14 protein-coding genes are annotated in these 15831 nt (G+C 56.7%); 8 read left to right on the top strand and 6 right to left on the bottom strand.

Going from position 1 to position 15831, the window contains the following annotated elements:
- Positions 1-4: 4 nt before the first annotated feature.
- The 8 genes from PSH88_RS18155 (at position 5) to PSH88_RS18190 (ending at position 9888) form a co-directional block, all read left to right on the top strand.
- Positions 5-727, top strand: coding sequence for a DUF4123 domain-containing protein (locus PSH88_RS18155; RefSeq protein ID WP_370694656.1), 723 nt, complete (start codon positions 5-7; stop codon positions 725-727).
- On the top strand, positions 727-5436 hold the full coding sequence (locus PSH88_RS18160) for an RHS repeat-associated core domain-containing protein (RefSeq protein WP_305421875.1): 4710 nt from the start codon (positions 727-729) through the stop codon (positions 5434-5436). The genes PSH88_RS18155 and PSH88_RS18160 overlap by 1 nt, the downstream gene beginning before the upstream one ends.
- 8 nt (positions 5437-5444) lie before the next feature.
- On the top strand, positions 5445-5813 hold the full coding sequence (locus PSH88_RS18165; protein ID WP_305421877.1) for a hypothetical protein: 369 nt from the start codon (positions 5445-5447) through the stop codon (positions 5811-5813).
- Positions 5814-5906: 93 nt separating this feature from the next.
- Entirely contained in the window at positions 5907-6404 is a 498-nt protein-coding gene (locus PSH88_RS18170; protein WP_305421879.1) for a hypothetical protein, read from the top strand.
- 254 nt (positions 6405-6658) lie between these two features.
- A complete protein-coding gene (locus tag PSH88_RS18175) occupies positions 6659-6922 on the top strand; it encodes a hypothetical protein (protein WP_305421881.1) in 264 nt (87 codons plus the stop codon).
- 194 nt (positions 6923-7116) lie between these two features.
- Positions 7117-7464, top strand: coding sequence for a DUF6124 family protein (locus PSH88_RS18180; RefSeq protein ID WP_305421883.1), 348 nt, complete (start codon positions 7117-7119; stop codon positions 7462-7464).
- Positions 7461-7727 (top strand): hypothetical protein, encoded by a 267-nt coding sequence (locus PSH88_RS18185; protein ID WP_305421884.1) that lies wholly within the window; start codon positions 7461-7463, stop codon positions 7725-7727. The genes PSH88_RS18180 and PSH88_RS18185 overlap by 4 nt, the downstream gene beginning before the upstream one ends.
- Positions 7728-8025: 298 nt before the next feature.
- A complete protein-coding gene (locus PSH88_RS18190; RefSeq protein WP_305421885.1) occupies positions 8026-9888 on the top strand; it encodes an ATP-binding protein in 1863 nt (620 codons plus the stop codon).
- Positions 9889-10317: 429 nt separating this feature from the next.
- Here PSH88_RS18190 and PSH88_RS18195 read toward each other — a convergent pair whose 3' ends face one another.
- The 6 genes from PSH88_RS18195 to PSH88_RS18220 form a co-directional block, all read right to left on the bottom strand.
- Positions 10318-10902: a hypothetical protein gene (locus PSH88_RS18195; protein WP_305421887.1), complete on the bottom strand. Its 585-nt coding sequence runs from the start codon at positions 10900-10902 to the stop codon at positions 10318-10320.
- A gap of 87 nt (positions 10903-10989) precedes the next feature.
- Positions 10990-11163: a hypothetical protein gene (locus tag PSH88_RS18200; RefSeq protein WP_305421888.1), complete on the bottom strand. Its 174-nt coding sequence runs from the start codon at positions 11161-11163 to the stop codon at positions 10990-10992.
- A gap of 10 nt (positions 11164-11173) precedes the next feature.
- A complete protein-coding gene (locus PSH88_RS18205; protein ID WP_305421889.1) occupies positions 11174-11416 on the bottom strand; it encodes a hypothetical protein in 243 nt (80 codons plus the stop codon).
- A 62-nt stretch (positions 11417-11478) separates the two neighbouring features.
- Positions 11479-12552 (bottom strand): lipocalin-like domain-containing protein, encoded by a 1074-nt coding sequence (locus PSH88_RS18210; RefSeq protein ID WP_305421891.1) that lies wholly within the window; start codon positions 12550-12552, stop codon positions 11479-11481.
- Positions 12542-15013: an ABC transporter permease gene (locus PSH88_RS18215; protein ID WP_305427022.1), complete on the bottom strand. Its 2472-nt coding sequence runs from the start codon at positions 15011-15013 to the stop codon at positions 12542-12544. Before PSH88_RS18215 ends, PSH88_RS18210 begins: the two co-directional genes overlap by 11 nt.
- A 1-nt stretch (position 15014) precedes the next feature.
- On the bottom strand, positions 15015-15683 hold the full coding sequence (locus PSH88_RS18220) for an ABC transporter ATP-binding protein (RefSeq protein WP_305421892.1): 669 nt from the start codon (positions 15681-15683) through the stop codon (positions 15015-15017).
- Positions 15684-15831: the final 148 nt, after the last annotated feature.

Here is a 15831-nt window from a genome sequence, read left to right on the forward strand (position 1 = left end):
TCCGATGACTCCGCAGGCGTGGCTTGCCGAACGGCCGTTGCAGACGGGTGAGCGTTTGTACTTGATCGTTAGCGCGGCCAGTGATGCCGAAGCGCTCAAGACGCTTTACCAAAATGAACCCACAACCCAGGCAATCCCGATCTGGGGCGGTACACCCTATGCGGCTTGGCAGCCAGTGATGCCCTACCTCACCGAGTTGAAACCCAACTCAAATTTCCTGCCTTGGATTGCTGAAACCGACGCCCTCGATTGGGGATGGCTGGCCGTTTCCAGCAGCGAACCGAACGTGGTGTTCGAACATCTGCGCAGCCTGACTCAAGTGCGCATGCCGAATGGGACCGAAGTGTTTTTCCGGTTCTGGGACGGGCGGCATATCTACCCGATTCTGGAAGGACTCGGCGATGCCGCCGGTGAGGTGCTGCCGGTGTTTGATCGGTATCTGATTAATGGGAAAAGCCTGAAGGTGGGGCCGCGCGCGGTGCCAACGGCGAAGGACTGGCCTTGGTGGGAGGTGCCGCAGAAGCTGCTCGACAGCCTTGCGAAGCAAAACCCGTCGACCCTGATCGGCAACCTGATGCAATGGCTGGAAGAGGAGCGTCCAGACATCTTCGCCGCTTACCCCGAGAGCAATCTGAAGCTGAAAATCGCACGCTTCGTGCGCCGCCCGGATGCTCCGAAAAATCTTAATGAAGCACTGTTAAACCACCTGATTCTGGAGCAAGGCTGATGGATCGCGTTGCCTACGTTGACAACCAACTGAGCACGTTCAAGGACAGCTTGAAGCTGTATCAAGAACAGACCAAAACCTGGTACGCGAAAGCCGCCGATAAAGGCAGTCGAGCAACAGACCTGCCCTCCCTGCTGGGCATGGAGCGCGTCATAAAGGTCGGCAACACCAGCAAATCGGTGAGCATGACCGATGGCGACTTTGCCTCGAACGTTGCCCAGTGCCCACTCAAGGGGCCGCTGCTGATCGAGAGCAAATTCGAATCGGTGTATGACATCCCGCTGGGTGACATCGAAGTCGAAATCGTTGCGGTAGAAGGCGGCGCGGTCAGCAAAGTCAAACTCGACGCCCAAGGCAAAGCCAGCTGGACGGGTGGTATTCCGGGCAAGTTCTACAAAATCCGTATCCATAACGAAGTGACCCCGGCTCAGATCGATACCCTGTTCAAGTCCTATGACGGCCTGACCGGTCAACTGGAAGGTTTCCTGCGTAAGGAATGGGCCGGCTTCAAACCGCAATGGTCGAACATGTCCGCTTCGGGAACCGCCATGGCGGTCGGCAACGGCATCCTCGAAGGCGGTTGGGAAGCGATCAAAGGCGTCTGGGACGGCATCAGCCTGGTGCTCGACATCCTGCAAGACCCGAGCAAGTTTGCGAAAGACCTCGGTGCCGGCACCCAAAAGCTGATAGCACTGGCAAAAGAATCGCCAGACGTCATGAAGAAAGCCATGCTGCTGGCCAGCGACGAGGCCGCCCTGTTCCTGATGGTACGCAGTGCCGTGATCTGGCTGGCCGGCATGCCACCGATGAAGATGGCCGGTGACGCCGCAAAAATGACCACGGCGGCGGTCGTCGGCATCGCGATCGACATCGTGATTTCGATCGTGCTGACCATTGCTGCAGAGGGTACTGGTGTCATCTACCTCGCCGCGCGATTGAAAAAGTACGGCGAAATCATCATCAAGGCCGTGACCGGTTTTGTGGAGTCGGTGTTCAAGATCATCAAAGGCTTCATGGAATACGTCGCGAAGTACACCGCGGTAGCGGCTCGTGGCGTGACGGCTCAGGTGAAGAAAGGGGTGGCGCAGGTTCGCTTTGACGGGAAGAAAAACACAAAACTGGGCAAGGGCAAAACGGGCGACGACGCCTCCAGGCAAGCCAAGACACCTGCTGACCAAAGCGCTGAACCCGCGGCCAAAACCTGCACCGACAAGTGCCCTGTATCGATGGTCACCGGTGAAGAGTTATTGACGCTCAACGATGGCCAACTCGACGGCCTGCTGCCATTTGAGTGGACACGTCTTTACCGAAGCAGCGCAGTGGAAATCGATTGCGGCCTGGGTTATGGCTGGAGCCATGCACTGGCTCATCGAATCGAAATCAATGGCGATGAAGTCATCTGGACTGACCACGAAAATCGGGCGACGCCATTTCCGCTTCCAAGCCAACAGCGTCCGGCGATTACCAACAGCCTGTCACGGGCAGCGATTTTCATCGGTGACGACCCGTCGGAACTTGTCCTGGCTCAAGCCGGGAGTCGACCGTCCTTCTACCACTTCCGTTACAACAGCAAAGGCGCAACCCTGATCGCCATCAGCGACAGCTATGGCAACCGGCTGCACATCACCCGTGACATCCACGGCAGGATCAAACGCCTCGACAATGGCGCCGGTCGTGCCCTGCTCTTGCGATACGACCGCAAGCACATCATCGCCGTCGACTATCAACAGTTTATTCCCGCCGACAATCTGGAAGACGCCTGGAACACTGTCCAGACGCTGGTCACGTACAACTATGACGCGCAGCATCGCCTGATTGAAGCGAAGAACGCTGCCGGTGAAGCCGAACACTATCGCTACAACGATCAGCACGTGATTCTTGAGCGGCAACTGGCGGGTGGCGCGAGTTTCTTTTGGGAGTGGGAGAACGAAGGCAAGTTGTCACGCTGCGTCCATCACTGGGCGAGCTTTTCGCAGATGGAAGCGCATTACGCCTGGGACGATAAAGGCAGCGTCACCGTTACCAACGCCGATGGCAGCGAAGAGGTTTACACCCACGACGATAAAGCGCGGCTTATCAGCAAGATCGATCCGGATGGCGCTGAACACCTGAAGGCCTACAACGATAAAGGCCAGTTGATTGCAGAAAAAGATCCGCTAGGCGCCGTTACCGAGTATCGGTACGACGAAGACGGCTTGATGACGGCCGTCATTCCTCCGGAAGATGAACCCGTTTCGTATGAATACAGCAACGGGTTCGTCAGTGACGTGCACCGAGGCAAAGCCACCTGGAAGTATCAACGAAACAATCAGGGCGACATCACTCAACAGATTGACCCTGATGGTAATGCCACCCTCTACAGCTACGACCGTCAAGGCCGCCTGCTGGAAATCCGTCACCCGGATGGCAGCCGTCATCAACTGGGCTGGAACAACCTCGGCCAACTGCTGGAAGAGCGCCTGCCCGATGGCGGCCAGCGCAAATACCGTTACGACGCCTTGGGCCGGCAGATTACCCGTCAGGAAGAAACCGGCGCCATCACCCACTACCAATGGGACGCCGCCAACCGCCTCGCGCAAATCACCCTGCCCGGCGGTGCAACCCGCGCGTTCACCTACAACGCCTACGGCAAAGTCACCGCTGAACGCGACGAATTGGGTCGCGTCACCCGCTACGAATACGCCGATGGCCTGCACCTGGTCAGCCGTCGCCTCAACCCGGACGGCAGTCAGCTTCGCTACCGTTACGACAACTCGCGCTTGCTGCTCACTGAGATCGAAAACGAACGTGGCGAGCACTACCACCTCGATTACTACCCGAACGGCCTGATCCAGCAGGAAACCGGGTTCGACGGTCGCCGTACCGCTTACGAGTACGACCTCAACGGCCAACTGCTGAAGAAAACCGAATTCGGCGACGACGCCAGTGAGTTGGTCACCGAGTACCAACGCGACGCCGCTGGTCGCTTGCTGGTGAAAACCCTGGCCGATGGCGAGGAAATTCACTACAGCTATGACGCCCTCGGCCGCCTCGTCAACGTCGACGACGGCCATTGGCCTCTCGCCTACGAATACGATCTGCAAGACCGCCTGATCACCGAACACCAAGGCTGGGGCACCCTGCGTTATGAGTACGACAACCTCGGCCAACTGAGCCACTGCCGCCTCCCCGACGGCAGTAAACTCGACTACCGCCACCAATCCGGTGGACGCCTGAGCAGCATCGACCTCAACGGCTCTCGCCTCACCACGCACCAGTTCAACGCGGGCCGCGAACTGCAGCGCCAACAAGGCCTGCTGCTCAGCCAATACCAGTATGACGAACAAGGCCGACTGCAAGCCCACACCGTCAGCCAACAGGAACGCAACCTGTTCCGCCGCCGTTACGCCTACGATGCCAACGGCAACCTTGCCGGCATCGACGACAGCCGCAAAGGCAACCGCAGCTATCACTATGATCCGCTGGACCGTCTGATCAACGTCCGTGGCACCACTCCGGAAAGCTTCGCCCATGACCCGGCGGGCAACCTCCTCGGCCAAGGCGACCAGCCAACCGCAAACCTGGCCAACGTCAAAGGCAACCGCCTGCTCATGCAGGGCGACCGCCACTATGACTACGACGCCCACGGTAACCTGATCCGCGAACGCCGTGGCGCCGGCCAGAAACTCGTCACCGAGTATCGCTACGACTGCCAACATCGCCTGATCGGCGTCAGCCTGCCCGGCGGTAGCATCGCAAGCTACAAGTACGACGCCTTCGGCCGTCGTATCGCCAAAACCGTCGATGGCCACACCATCGAATTCCTGTGGCAAGGCGAACGCCTTATTGCTGAAAGCGCCGACAGCCGCTATCGCACTTACATCTACGAACCCGGCAGCTTCCGCCCGCTGGCCATGCTCGATGGCGAAGGCCCGCTGAAAGCCACACCGTTCTACTACCAACTCGACCACCTCGGCACCCCGCAGGAACTTACCGACTACAGCGGCGAGATCATGTGGTCGGCGAAATACCGCGCCTACGGCAACCTTGCCACCCTCGATATCGCCGAAATCGACAACCCGCTGCGCTTCCAGGGTCAGTACTTCGACGCCGAAACGGGCTTACATTACAACCGGCATCGCTACTACAATCCGGGCACTGGACGGTTTTTGACGCCGGATCCGATCAAGCTTGCGGGTGGGTTGAATAACTACCAGTACGTGCCTAACCCTACGGGGTGGGTGGATCCGTTGGGGTTGAATAACTGCCCTCCAGGGACTACTGACCATAAGGGAGTCCCCATCAGTGACAATGCAAAACACCACCTTGAGAAAGCGGACGGCTATAACACGCAAACAGGTGTTTCAGGCGCTCACAATCGGGACGATTTTATGAAAGCGACCAAGGACAACAAGCTCTATGTCCTCTCAGAGGTCCAAAGCCCAAGCACTCCTGGAGTTTCCACGATCACGTACGGAAGAGATGCACTGGACCGAACAGGGCAAGTGGTAGGGGTAAAGCAATTCAAAAGTCCTAAAACAGTTTACGACCCAAATGTAATTTCTACTGAAAGAATGTACAACGCAGGTAAAGATGCTGCAGCCAGCGGATATGCTGGCGCTAAAGCCAGTGGAAACCGTGTTTATACTGCATCAAGTGATGGGATAACGTTTCGAATCTATCTCGACGAAACACGCACATACGTTACAAACTTTCACCCCAGCATGTAGGCCCAACCATGAGCAATTCTACTTTAACTGCTTCACAACAAAGTATCATTCACAACTGCCTCTTGGATCTACGTGACTCGTTCGCCTGGGAAATAAAAAGCTTTTTACCATTAGCCTTGGACAGTCTTTTAAACTCAGAAGGATTTGGAATTGAAATGTCCGGAATCTATGTAAGCATAGATGAAGACCAGTTAAATATCCCTGACTACCTTCAAGATGGCATGGCATTTGAATTCGTGAACGAGCATGTAATATTACCACTAAACTACGGCGCCAAACTCATCAACGACTGGTGCGAAAAAAACGCAATAGATGACCGAGAAGAAATACTATTAAAGTGCCAAAGACTTAAAGAACAATATGGTGCACAGCAGTAAAAATCAAACAACCTGGACAAACTACAAAGGGGACAGATTTATTTTCTATACTATGAAAACAAATCTGCCCCCTTTTGGCTTACAGGATAAAACATGAACAAACATCGAATCACTCTTTCAAACGGCTGGATCGCCGAATTCGAAAACCAAGGTGAGTTTCGAATGTCCGCCGAAGGCTGGAATCTGATTTTGAAAGGACCGGATAAGAAAAGCATCCAATACTTCAACGACAAGATAGTAGTAGTAAATGACGACAACGGTGCTCAGGCCAAATCGTGTATCCGTCTCTCAAACGATGGTGTTTACGGTTACTTGAGCACTGGACTGGATCATGGTTGGGTGATTGATTTTGCGCGAGGCATGATCGCTCCACATTGGGTAAGTATCTCTCACCGTCATGACGGTTACGATGAAAGCATCTCGATATACGAACAACCCGCCTTCAAACGTGCACGTGAGTATATAAGCGTGACGGGAAAACATATCTATCTGACCTTCCCATTTACCAAAGATGAGGACTTTCCCAAGGTGTGGGAGGAGTATCTGCTGATACGTAGACGTCAGCTGGATGAGACTTACTTCAGAAACTGATTTATGTCACAAAAAGACTTTCATCTAATAGCAAGCCTCAGCGCCCCCCCCAAAAACAGTCGGCGAGTTTTTTATAATACTTCGTGCGGAGTACGCAGCACAAAACACCGGGAGAGTTGTCATAATCCTTGACCAGCTCTTATTCGAAATCAAGGCATACGGCAGCCCCATTAACCTAGAACAATCATGACCGAAATACCCAGCACCGTTACAAATCTTAATTTTGACAAAATTAAATATATACTGGCATCCAGATGAAGTTCAAAGATATTCTCACAAACAAAACTGATTACTTCAGCATCGGGCAGGAAATAACATCGAGAAAGTTCTACCTGTCAATCCCGGTCAGCAACTGCCTCGTCGATTACGAGGAGTACTACGAAATCCCAAAAGCGTGCTTCGACCAATATCTGGAAAAACCAGATAGCGCACTGGAGTTCGTCGAGCAATGTCGAATTCAACAAATGGACCACTTGCTCATGATCAAGCCCGGTAGTGACCGTGGAACCGCCTGTTGAGTTGAAGTTCGTCGCCTGACAAAAGCTTCGGATATTTCCCGCAACTTCTATCGCCATCCATGAACTTGTATACCCCTCCCTCCCCAGATAACCTCCCCCAGTCGCTGCAACCTCAGCGACCGGTTTTGACAGACCGAACACGATCAAGGCATGCAAATGCCGCTTTGCGGCTCCATTGTTTCAGGAGCTTCACGATGAAAAAATTTCCACCCGATTCCCTTGACCCCCTCCAACTCAGCCAAGCAACCCAACGCACCATCAGCGCCCGCCTCCGCGACCCAAAACATCCCGACCCCATCAGCCACGTTTTCACCCTCCTCCCCAACATCGACACCGAAACCCTGCTAAGCCACGCCTGCGAAACCCTCGCTTCGCTCAACGTGCTGACCACTGATCTTGCGTGCGAGCTCGAAGGCTCGCACCGCAGTCTGGCGTTATCAATTCAGCAATTGGCCGTGCTGGGTGAATTGTTGGTAAACCGGGCGCTGGACAATCTCGATCCACCCGGTGGGGTGTCCGACGCTCAGGAGGTGCAGCCATGACTCGATACATGCCGATTACCGGCATCGACTGCACGATCCCTTCGCTGCTGATCGACACCGAAGCGCCTGTCGATGTGTTGCACGAGACGGCGGCGTATCGCATTCGCAGCGTCACTCAACTGTTGGAAACCCTGTCCCTGGGTGAGGCGCTTGGTGGTGATGCTGCGCTGTTGCAAGAGTTTGCGAGGGTGTTAGCAATCCAATTGCGTGATGGTTGCGATTTGCTGGATGTGGTCGGGCGGCGGTTGCGAGCGCAACTTTAAATCATTAATAAAAATGGGCGACCCAAGGTAGGGTCGCCCATTTTTATATCCGCAACTTTTAAACACCGCCTCCCAGACTTATGCACGCAGCACTTCGCAAGAGCTTGTTAAAAACTGTCTTTAAACTTCTGATTATTCCAAAAAATTTACTCAACATCGTGAGCACAAAAAACCAAAAAACCGTCTCTTCGGTCAAGTAACTTCTCACCGCCTCACCTGAAAACCGCGAAAAACAAAACCATGGTTTTCACCCAACCTTCAAACTATACTTCCGCGCGCAGTATGGAGGCTGTGATAAATGTTCAAACTCAGGCGGAAAACATGGGCCTTGCTCTTGGTCTACATCGTAGGTGTCAGTGGCTATATCTACTACCTCTACGTCGAGACTCAAGGAGTCCTCACTGAAAACATCAATAACAAATTGCTGCATGCTGCGTTGGGTGCTTCGGCCATCCTTGGCGACCGCTACCATGACAATCTGATCGACAAACAGTCCAAATCCGAAACGGAAGACTGGAATGCCATTCAGCGACTCTCCAGCTTCAACAATTCCATGGGTACTGCCTTTGTCTACAGCGTGGTCAAACGCTCGGGCGAGGCTTATCTGGTCAGCTCCAGCGCATCGAAAAAAGAGATTCTGGAGAAGAATTTCGTACGCTTTTTCGATCCCTACCCGGATGCCAGTCAGGCTTTGCTCGACAGTTTTGAGCGCACCGAACCCACCTGGATCGACTACTCGGATCACTGGGGAGACTTTCGCGCCGTCTTCGTCCCAATGAAATCGCAGGACGGTACGATTTATGTTACTGGCGCGGAGATTACGTTGGCGGACTACTACCACCAACTTAATCAGGACTCCCTGCACCATATCATCCTGGCCATTCTGGTATTTCTCGCCCTCAGCCTTTTACGCATGCGTGCTCATCTCCAGCAATTGAAAATAAACGAACAGGTATTGAATCAGGCAAAAAATGCCGCCGAGGACGCTGATCGTTCAAAAACCAGATTTTTGGCCACCATGAGTCATGAGATCCGCACACCGATGTACGGTGTCATCGGCGCGACCGAGTTGCTGGCGCGGTCCACCCTGAGCCCCGAGCAAAGCAGTCTGTTAAAAACGATTAATACCAGCGGACGAACCCTGCTGTCTCTTATCGACAACATTCTCGACCTTGCAAAAATCGAAGCGGGCAAACTTGAATTGAAACCTCGTGTTTTCGAAGTGAGAGCATTGGTTTTATCCAGTATTGAAATGATCCGGCAAAACATTCAGGACAAGCCAATAGCACTTGAGGCCCACGTCTCACCGGACGTACCTTCCTTGGTCAAAACCGATACCGATAGCCTTCGCCAGATCTTGCTCAACTTGTTGGGCAATGCGGTCAAATTCACCGAAGCCGGAAAAGTATCGCTCATGGTCACGACGAGCGGTTACGGCCCTCAAGCCCGACTCGACTTCTCCATACGCGATACCGGCATAGGTATCCCCGCTGAACGGCAAAACAGCCTGTTCAAGCCCTTTACTCAGTTCAAAGGGCCGGCCAGTCAACGCTTTACCGGGAGTGGGCTCGGCCTTTCAATCTGCAAAAATCTGGTCGAGGCGCAGCAGGGGACTTTATCCTTTACCAGTCAGCCTGGCGTCGGATCGACGTTCTCCTTCTCCCTCCCCATGGAGCTTTTTTCAGTCTCGGAAATACCCATCGGGGACGATCATGCAGTGGTGGGTTTCGACTCATCTTTTGCCGAGGATTTCCCGCTCGATATCCTGCTGGTGGAAAACCATCCCGTGAGTCAGAAAGTTGCCATGGCGATGCTACAGGAGTTGGGTTATACACCCGACCTTGCGTCAAACGGCCTGGAGGCGGTCAATCAGTCTATGACTTCGACTCCAGATATCATTTTTATGGATATCAACATGCCTGTTATGGATGGGCTAGCGGCCATTCGTAAAATCCGCAAACTACCATTGGGCGATACTTGCTACATCGTTGCTTTCACCGCGAGCGCTTTTTCGAGCGAGATAGAGCGTTTCAGGGCCGCGGGGGCCAATGACGTTTTAACCAAACCGGCGAACTTTATGGCCTTGACCCGAGTGCTTCAGCGTGCAGCCAACTACCGGCAGCAGCTCAAGGCCAGCACTCCGGTATTGGATGCAATCTAAAGTTTTCAACGGTTGGAAACGCTTTCGCTGGGCGAGGCGCTTGGCGATGACGCTGCGTTGTTTTGCGCGGGCGGCAGTTGCGGGCGCAGCTTTAAATCACCCAATAAAAATGGGCGACTCCAAGGTCGCCCATTTTTTATATCCAAAACTTTTAAACACCGCCTCCCAAAGAAGGTGTTCGCCCAGTGTAATGGCCTGGCAATCCATGCACCGGTAAAGAGCCCTGACACCGGGCGAACGGGAAGGATTTTAATAGAATTTGGCAGATATGTCGTCACGTATAAACATGAAATTTTATACACGTAATATTTCGTAAGGCGTTGCTCACACAACGCTTACAACCTTCTTAAACCCACCAGTTCGACCATTAAAATTGATTGTTCTTGTACAACTATCTGCACAAAAACAATCAATACGTACAAATAATGATCAGCTTGGGTGTTGAGTGGTCACTTTCAGCACGTCGGTATAGGTCACCACAACGCTCTGCCCTACTTTCAGATCTTTCAGTTTCGCCTGGACTTCAGGCTTTTCGACGTTGATGGTTTTGGATTGGCCAGCCGGGTTTTCGAAGGTCAGCTGGTTTTTCTTCAGGTCGATGTGGGTGATTTTCAGTTGGACCTGTACCTGACGGAAGGCTTCGCCGCCGGGGTTGGGGTTGTCTTTGGTGGCGCGGATTTCGCCGGTGCGTTCGATGGAACCTGGCAGGCCTTTGTCGACATCGGTGTCGAGGTAGGCCGCGACGGAACGGACGACCTCGACGTTGACTTGATCGCCCACTTTCAGGTTGCCGAGGTTTTTCGCCTTGTCGCTGAGTTGTACATGTACCTGACGGCCTTCGGCGCCTTCAAGGACGACCTGGTGTTTGGCGGCGTCGACCGACAGGACTTTGGTGACGACCTGATCGGCTTCCACGACGGCGGACAGCGGGATGTCCGCGGCAATGGCGCTGAGGCTGGCGGTGGACAGGAGAGTGGCGAGGGTGATGGCTTTGGTCAGTGCGTTGATCTTCATAAGCGGTACGTTCCCTGTGATTGGATGGCAGCAGACGGCTCTCAATCCAGGTTCGGCGCCGTCCGTGCCGATGAGCATAGACGCTACTCAGGGAGTGTCCGCGGTTTCTTGCGCGGTGGATTCGCCGCTTTCCGTGCCCTTGCCGCTTTCCTTGCGCCGGGTCGGGTCGGTGGGGCGCAGGGCGTCGTTGTCGCGCTCGACTTCGCCCGGTGGCCGCGGTTCGTCGGGGTTTTCCGAGGGGGTGGTCGGTTTGGGACTCATGGAATGTTCCTCAGGCTTCGGGATCGTCGACTTCGTGGGCGACATTCACGGCGGGCGAGTCTTTGTGGGATTGATCGGCCTTGGCTTTGAGGGTCTGCCATTGCTCGAGGTCAATGGCGCCCTGCCCCAGCAGATCGTCGGCGATGCGCAGCAGTTCGCTGTAATGCGCGTCGGGGGATTGCTGCCAATAGGCCTTGTCGTCGAACAGCCGCTGCCAAGTGGCCAGGTCGGGCGGTTTGAGGTCGTCGCTCATGGCGGGCTCCCGTGAATGGGCTTCATTACGTAGGAAAACGGCGTGGCGCCGAGAGTTCCGGGTCAATAGCCGGTCATCTCCAGATACCCCTGCCCGCCATGACTGCCGCTAAGCCGCACCGGCCCTTCCCAATAGGGAATGCGCAAGTCCATCCACGCCTTGGGATTGAGGGCGCTGATGGTGATTTCGAGGTGTTTGGCGGGGATTTTGATCGACCAGCTCACGGGCATCGAACGTCCGGCCACGTTGGCGGTGTCTTGTGGTGTGAGGCTGATGTCGTCGGCATGCAGTAATTGCGTCTGCCCTTGGGCATCGATCCAGGTGCCGGTGAGGTATGGCGCGCCGTCCTTTTGCCGCATGCGGTAGAGCATGACGTGTTCGCCGCTGTCCAGGTGCAGGGAGAACCAGTCCCAGCCGGTCTGGTTGGCGGTCAGGGGTTGGCTGCTCCACTCGCGGTCGAGCCAGGCCGGGCCGCTGACGGTGTAGGTTTTGCCATCGATTTCCAACGTGCCGCTGGCCTGGAAAAACGGCTGGCTGTAGTAGTACGACGCTTGGCCTTGTTCGGATTTCTGGCTGAAGCCTTTGTCGCCCTGAAGCACCAGTGGACGTGTGGAGGTCAGTCGAAGCTGGTAGCTGAAAGCCTTGTCGCGAGCGCTGAGTTGCAGGTCCGCCAGCGGGTTCTCAGCGGTGGCCTGACTGCTGAAACGCCAATCGTCGATCCATGCGTTGAACGGCGCCAGGCTCACTCCGGCCTGGCCAACGCCGCCACGGGCGTAGCGTTCGGCGGCATGGTGCACCGTAGCGGAAGTCACGGCCGCATGGCCCAGCCAGATGGTCTGATTGGCCCAGCCGGGTTGCTCGGGCGTCGCTTTCAACGCACTGCGAAACAGCGTCCATTGCGCGCCGAACTCACGGCCCTGATCGTCCTTGAGGTTGGCGGTGACGTACCACCATTCGATGCGAAAACCATGGTGGGGGCCGTGGTCCGCCGGAAAATTGAAGACTCGCCCGGGCACCACCGGGGTAAATGCCTGCGCCTGATGGCCGAGGCCGGCGAAGCCTTTTTCTGGCGCGGGGGTGTTGTCACAGCCGCTCAGCAATGCCAGTAATAACACCACCCCGACCTTAATCTTCATGAGCAAACGTCCTCAGCAAATCGGCCGGTTGCGTGCGATACAACGAGTACAGCGGCCACGCCGAGGCAAGCAACGTGGCGATCAATGCCAGGCCCATCAACTGCAACAGTTGCAACGGAAACACCCGCAACGGCAACCGCCAGCCGAAGGCCTGAACGTTGATCACCGTGTCCAGGCACCACGCCAATGCGATGCCCAAAGGCAATGCCAGCACCAGCGTCAATACTGCCAGCAACCAGGTCTGCCCGAGGTTCAGCAGCATCAACTGCCGTCGCGTCACGCCCAGTGCCCACAGTGGCGCGAGTTGCCCGAGGCGGCTCTGGCTTTGGGTCAGCAGGCTGATGAACAGCGCCACGCCCGCGACGCAAAGCGTCAGGCTGTTGAGCGCGGCGGTGGCGGCGAAGGTGCGTTCGAATACTTGCGTGGACCAGCCCTTGAGCCGGGCCTGATCGAAGATGCGGCTGTCCTCCAGAGCGAAGCGGGCTTGCAGCGTGGTCAGGAACCCAGGAATCGATGCCGGGTCGATGCGCAGGTTGAAACGGTTGGGCGTCAACTGCGGCCAGCCGCGCAACAGGTGATTGATGTTGACCAGCAGGTGGCCCTTGGGATTGCCGTAGTCGGCGTAGATCCCGACGATCCGTGGCGACCATAGGCCATTCGGCGTCGGGATCGTCAGGTGATCACCGAGCCGTACCTTCAACCGCCGGGCCAGTTGCTCGCTGAGCATCAGCGCGTCGTCCTTGGCCAGTCGCTCCCAAGGGTTGTCGCCCAAGGCTTCCAACAATGGCCAATGCTGACGATAAGTCGGGTGATCGATCACGCCAAAGACCTCCGCCGGCCAGCCCTGCAACTGGATCGACACTTGCCAGTTCGGGAGCACCGCGGTGACTTGAGGTTGTTGTTTGAGCCAGGTGTGCAGCTCTCGAGCCTGGGCGGGATTTTGCGGATTGAGGTACAGCTCGGCGGTCAGGCGTTGTTCGAGCCAGTTGCTGAACGTCTGACGGAAACCGGCGGTCATGCTGCCGGCGCCGATGTTTGCCGCCAGTGCCAACAACAGCGCCATCAACGCCAGGCTCAGGGCCGGCAGTTGCTGGCGGCAGTCGGCGAGAAACCATTGGCCGAGCACCGAGCGACTGCGCCCAAGCACCCAGTTGAGCACGCTGTTCAACACCACCGGCAAGGCCAGTGCGGCGCCGATCAACAATGCGCCCATCAACACGAAGCCGCTGCTCAGGCTGTCGCCGAAGCTCAACGCCAATAACGCGATCATCGCCGCCATCGCCGCGACCCAACCCTGGCGCCGCAACCAGCGCGCGTGGGCCTGATGCCAGGCTTGCGGATTGGCCAGCGCCAGCAACGGCAACCGCGCCGCCCGCAGCAAACTGTTGGCGCCGGCCAGCAAGGCGCCGAACAGGCTCAGGCCGATACCGCTGAACCACCACAGCGGGCTGAGGTTCAACTGCCCCGGTACTTCGGCGCCGTACAAGCCGCGCAAACTGGCGGCGACGTCCGGCAACAGCACGCCGGCCAGCAGGTAGCCGCTGACGACGCCGGCGATACCCCCAATCAGCGCCAGACCACCCAGTTCGACGGCAAGGCAGGCAATTAACAGGCGGGCGCTGACCCCACAGGCGCGCAGAGTTCTGAGCAAGCCTCGGCGTTGCTCCAGCGCCAGGCCGATCGCCGCGTGAACGATGAACAGGCCGACCACGAACGACAGAAAGCCCAAGGCATCGAGGTTCAGGTGGAAGCTCTCGGTCAGGCGCGCGAGATTGTTTTCTTCGCCGCTGCTTTTGAACTGGAGTTGGCCCTTGAACTCATCAGGCAGGGTCGCGGTGAAATCCTTGGGCAGCAGCAGCCGTGACAATTGATCCGGCAATTGCAGAATCTGTTGGGCGAAGCCGATGTCCACCAGCAACACACCGGGCGCCATGTCGGTCTGGGCTCGCAGCGGCGGCAAAGTGATGCCGCTCTGGGCCACCGGGGTTTCACCTTCGTGCAAGCCCAATGCCTGCAACGTCTGCGGCGAAATCCAGGTGCTGCCCGGGGGGGTGAAAAACTCGACGATCTGCTCGATCGGCAACGACCGCCCGGCCACTGCAGAACCGGCCGGCAACGACACTGGCTCAATGCCCATTAACTGCAAGCGCTGGTCTTCATGCCCCTTGAGCGTTACCCGGCCGCGCAACACCGGCGATACCGGCCAGCCTGCGCGACGCAGGTCGATAAACAATTGCTGAGAGAACACCCCGCCGCCGGGCGCACTGAGACTGGCTTGAGGTTCGCCGCCGATCAACTGACTGGCCCGGGCGTAACTTTCGCGCGCCTGGCTGTTCAGCGCTTGCACGCCGGTCAGCAGGCTGGTGGCGAGCCAGAGCCCGGTCAGCACACTGAAAAATTGCACCGGGTGCTGCCGCCAATGGCTGAGCAGCGCTCGCAGCGTCTCGCGAAAAACCCGCACCTCAGCGCTCGCCCGCGCCAGCCAGACGGCCACCGTGCAGCACCACTTTGTCTGCCAACCGCGCGGCGACCCGTGGGCTGTGAGTGACCATCAACAACGTCGTCGGGCTGTCGTCGAGCAGCTCCAGCAACAACTTCAACACCTCATCGCTGGTGGCTTCATCGAGGCTGCCGGTGGGCTCGTCGGCCAACAACAGTTTCGGTTGCGATGCCAAGGCGCGGCCCAACGCAACCCGTTGCTGTTGCCCGCCAGACAGTTGCTCCGGATAGCGCCGCAGCAAATCTCCCAACCCCAGACGTTGCACCAGATGCGCCTGCCAACGTGGATCGTGGCGCCCGGCCAGACGCGCCTGAAACGCCAGATTGTCTTCAACGCGCAAACTGCCGATCAGGTTGAACTGCTGAAACACCAGGCCGATTTCGGTCCGCCGCCAGTTCGCCAATTGGCTTTCGGTCATTTGTTCCAGCCGATGCTCGCCGCTGCGAATGCTGCCGCGATCGACCTTGTCCAGCCCGGCGATCAGGTGCAGCAAGGTGCTCTTGCCACTGCCCGACTCGCCCATCAGCGCCAGGCTGCTGCCGGGCTTCAACGTGAGGTCGACGCCTTGCAGCACGGGCAATGGGCCTTGGGGGGTGGCGTAGCTTTTGAAGACGCCCTGGACCGAAAGCATGAGGGGAGACTCGTTGAAGACAGTGGGCCTAGGATAGCGGACGGCAGCGACACCGCGTTATCGTTCTTCGCGAGCAAGCCCGCTCCCACAGGGATCGCCGGTGCACGCAGAAGCTGTGTACACATCGATCAAATGTGGGAGCGGGCTT

It is taken from the genome of Pseudomonas wuhanensis (genome assembly GCF_030687395.1).
Classification (GTDB): Bacteria; Pseudomonadota; Gammaproteobacteria; order Pseudomonadales; family Pseudomonadaceae; genus Aquipseudomonas; species Aquipseudomonas wuhanensis.

Bases quoted from the DNA above. Each gene is read 5' to 3' on its own strand.
- PSH88_RS18155 (WP_370694656.1), top strand. From the start codon at position 5: ATGACTCCGCAGGCGTGGCTTGCCGAACGGCCGTTGCAGACGGGTGAG.
- PSH88_RS18160 (WP_305421875.1), top strand. From the start codon at position 727: ATGGATCGCGTTGCCTACGTTGACAACCAACTGAGCACGTTCAAGGAC.
- PSH88_RS18165 (WP_305421877.1), top strand. From the start codon at position 5,445: ATGAGCAATTCTACTTTAACTGCTTCACAACAAAGTATCATTCACAAC.
- PSH88_RS18170 (WP_305421879.1), top strand. From the start codon at position 5,907: ATGAACAAACATCGAATCACTCTTTCAAACGGCTGGATCGCCGAATTC.
- PSH88_RS18175 (WP_305421881.1), top strand. From the start codon at position 6,659: ATGAAGTTCAAAGATATTCTCACAAACAAAACTGATTACTTCAGCATC.
- PSH88_RS18180 (WP_305421883.1), top strand. From the start codon at position 7,117: ATGAAAAAATTTCCACCCGATTCCCTTGACCCCCTCCAACTCAGCCAA.
- PSH88_RS18185 (WP_305421884.1), top strand. From the start codon at position 7,461: ATGACTCGATACATGCCGATTACCGGCATCGACTGCACGATCCCTTCG.
- PSH88_RS18190 (WP_305421885.1), top strand. From the start codon at position 8,026: ATGTTCAAACTCAGGCGGAAAACATGGGCCTTGCTCTTGGTCTACATC.
- PSH88_RS18195 (WP_305421887.1), bottom strand. From the start codon at position 10,902: ATGAAGATCAACGCACTGACCAAAGCCATCACCCTCGCCACTCTCCTG.
- PSH88_RS18200 (WP_305421888.1), bottom strand. From the start codon at position 11,163: ATGAGTCCCAAACCGACCACCCCCTCGGAAAACCCCGACGAACCGCGG.
- PSH88_RS18205 (WP_305421889.1), bottom strand. From the start codon at position 11,416: ATGAGCGACGACCTCAAACCGCCCGACCTGGCCACTTGGCAGCGGCTG.
- PSH88_RS18210 (WP_305421891.1), bottom strand. From the start codon at position 12,552: ATGAAGATTAAGGTCGGGGTGGTGTTATTACTGGCATTGCTGAGCGGC.
- PSH88_RS18220 (WP_305421892.1), bottom strand. From the start codon at position 15,683: ATGCTTTCGGTCCAGGGCGTCTTCAAAAGCTACGCCACCCCCCAAGGC.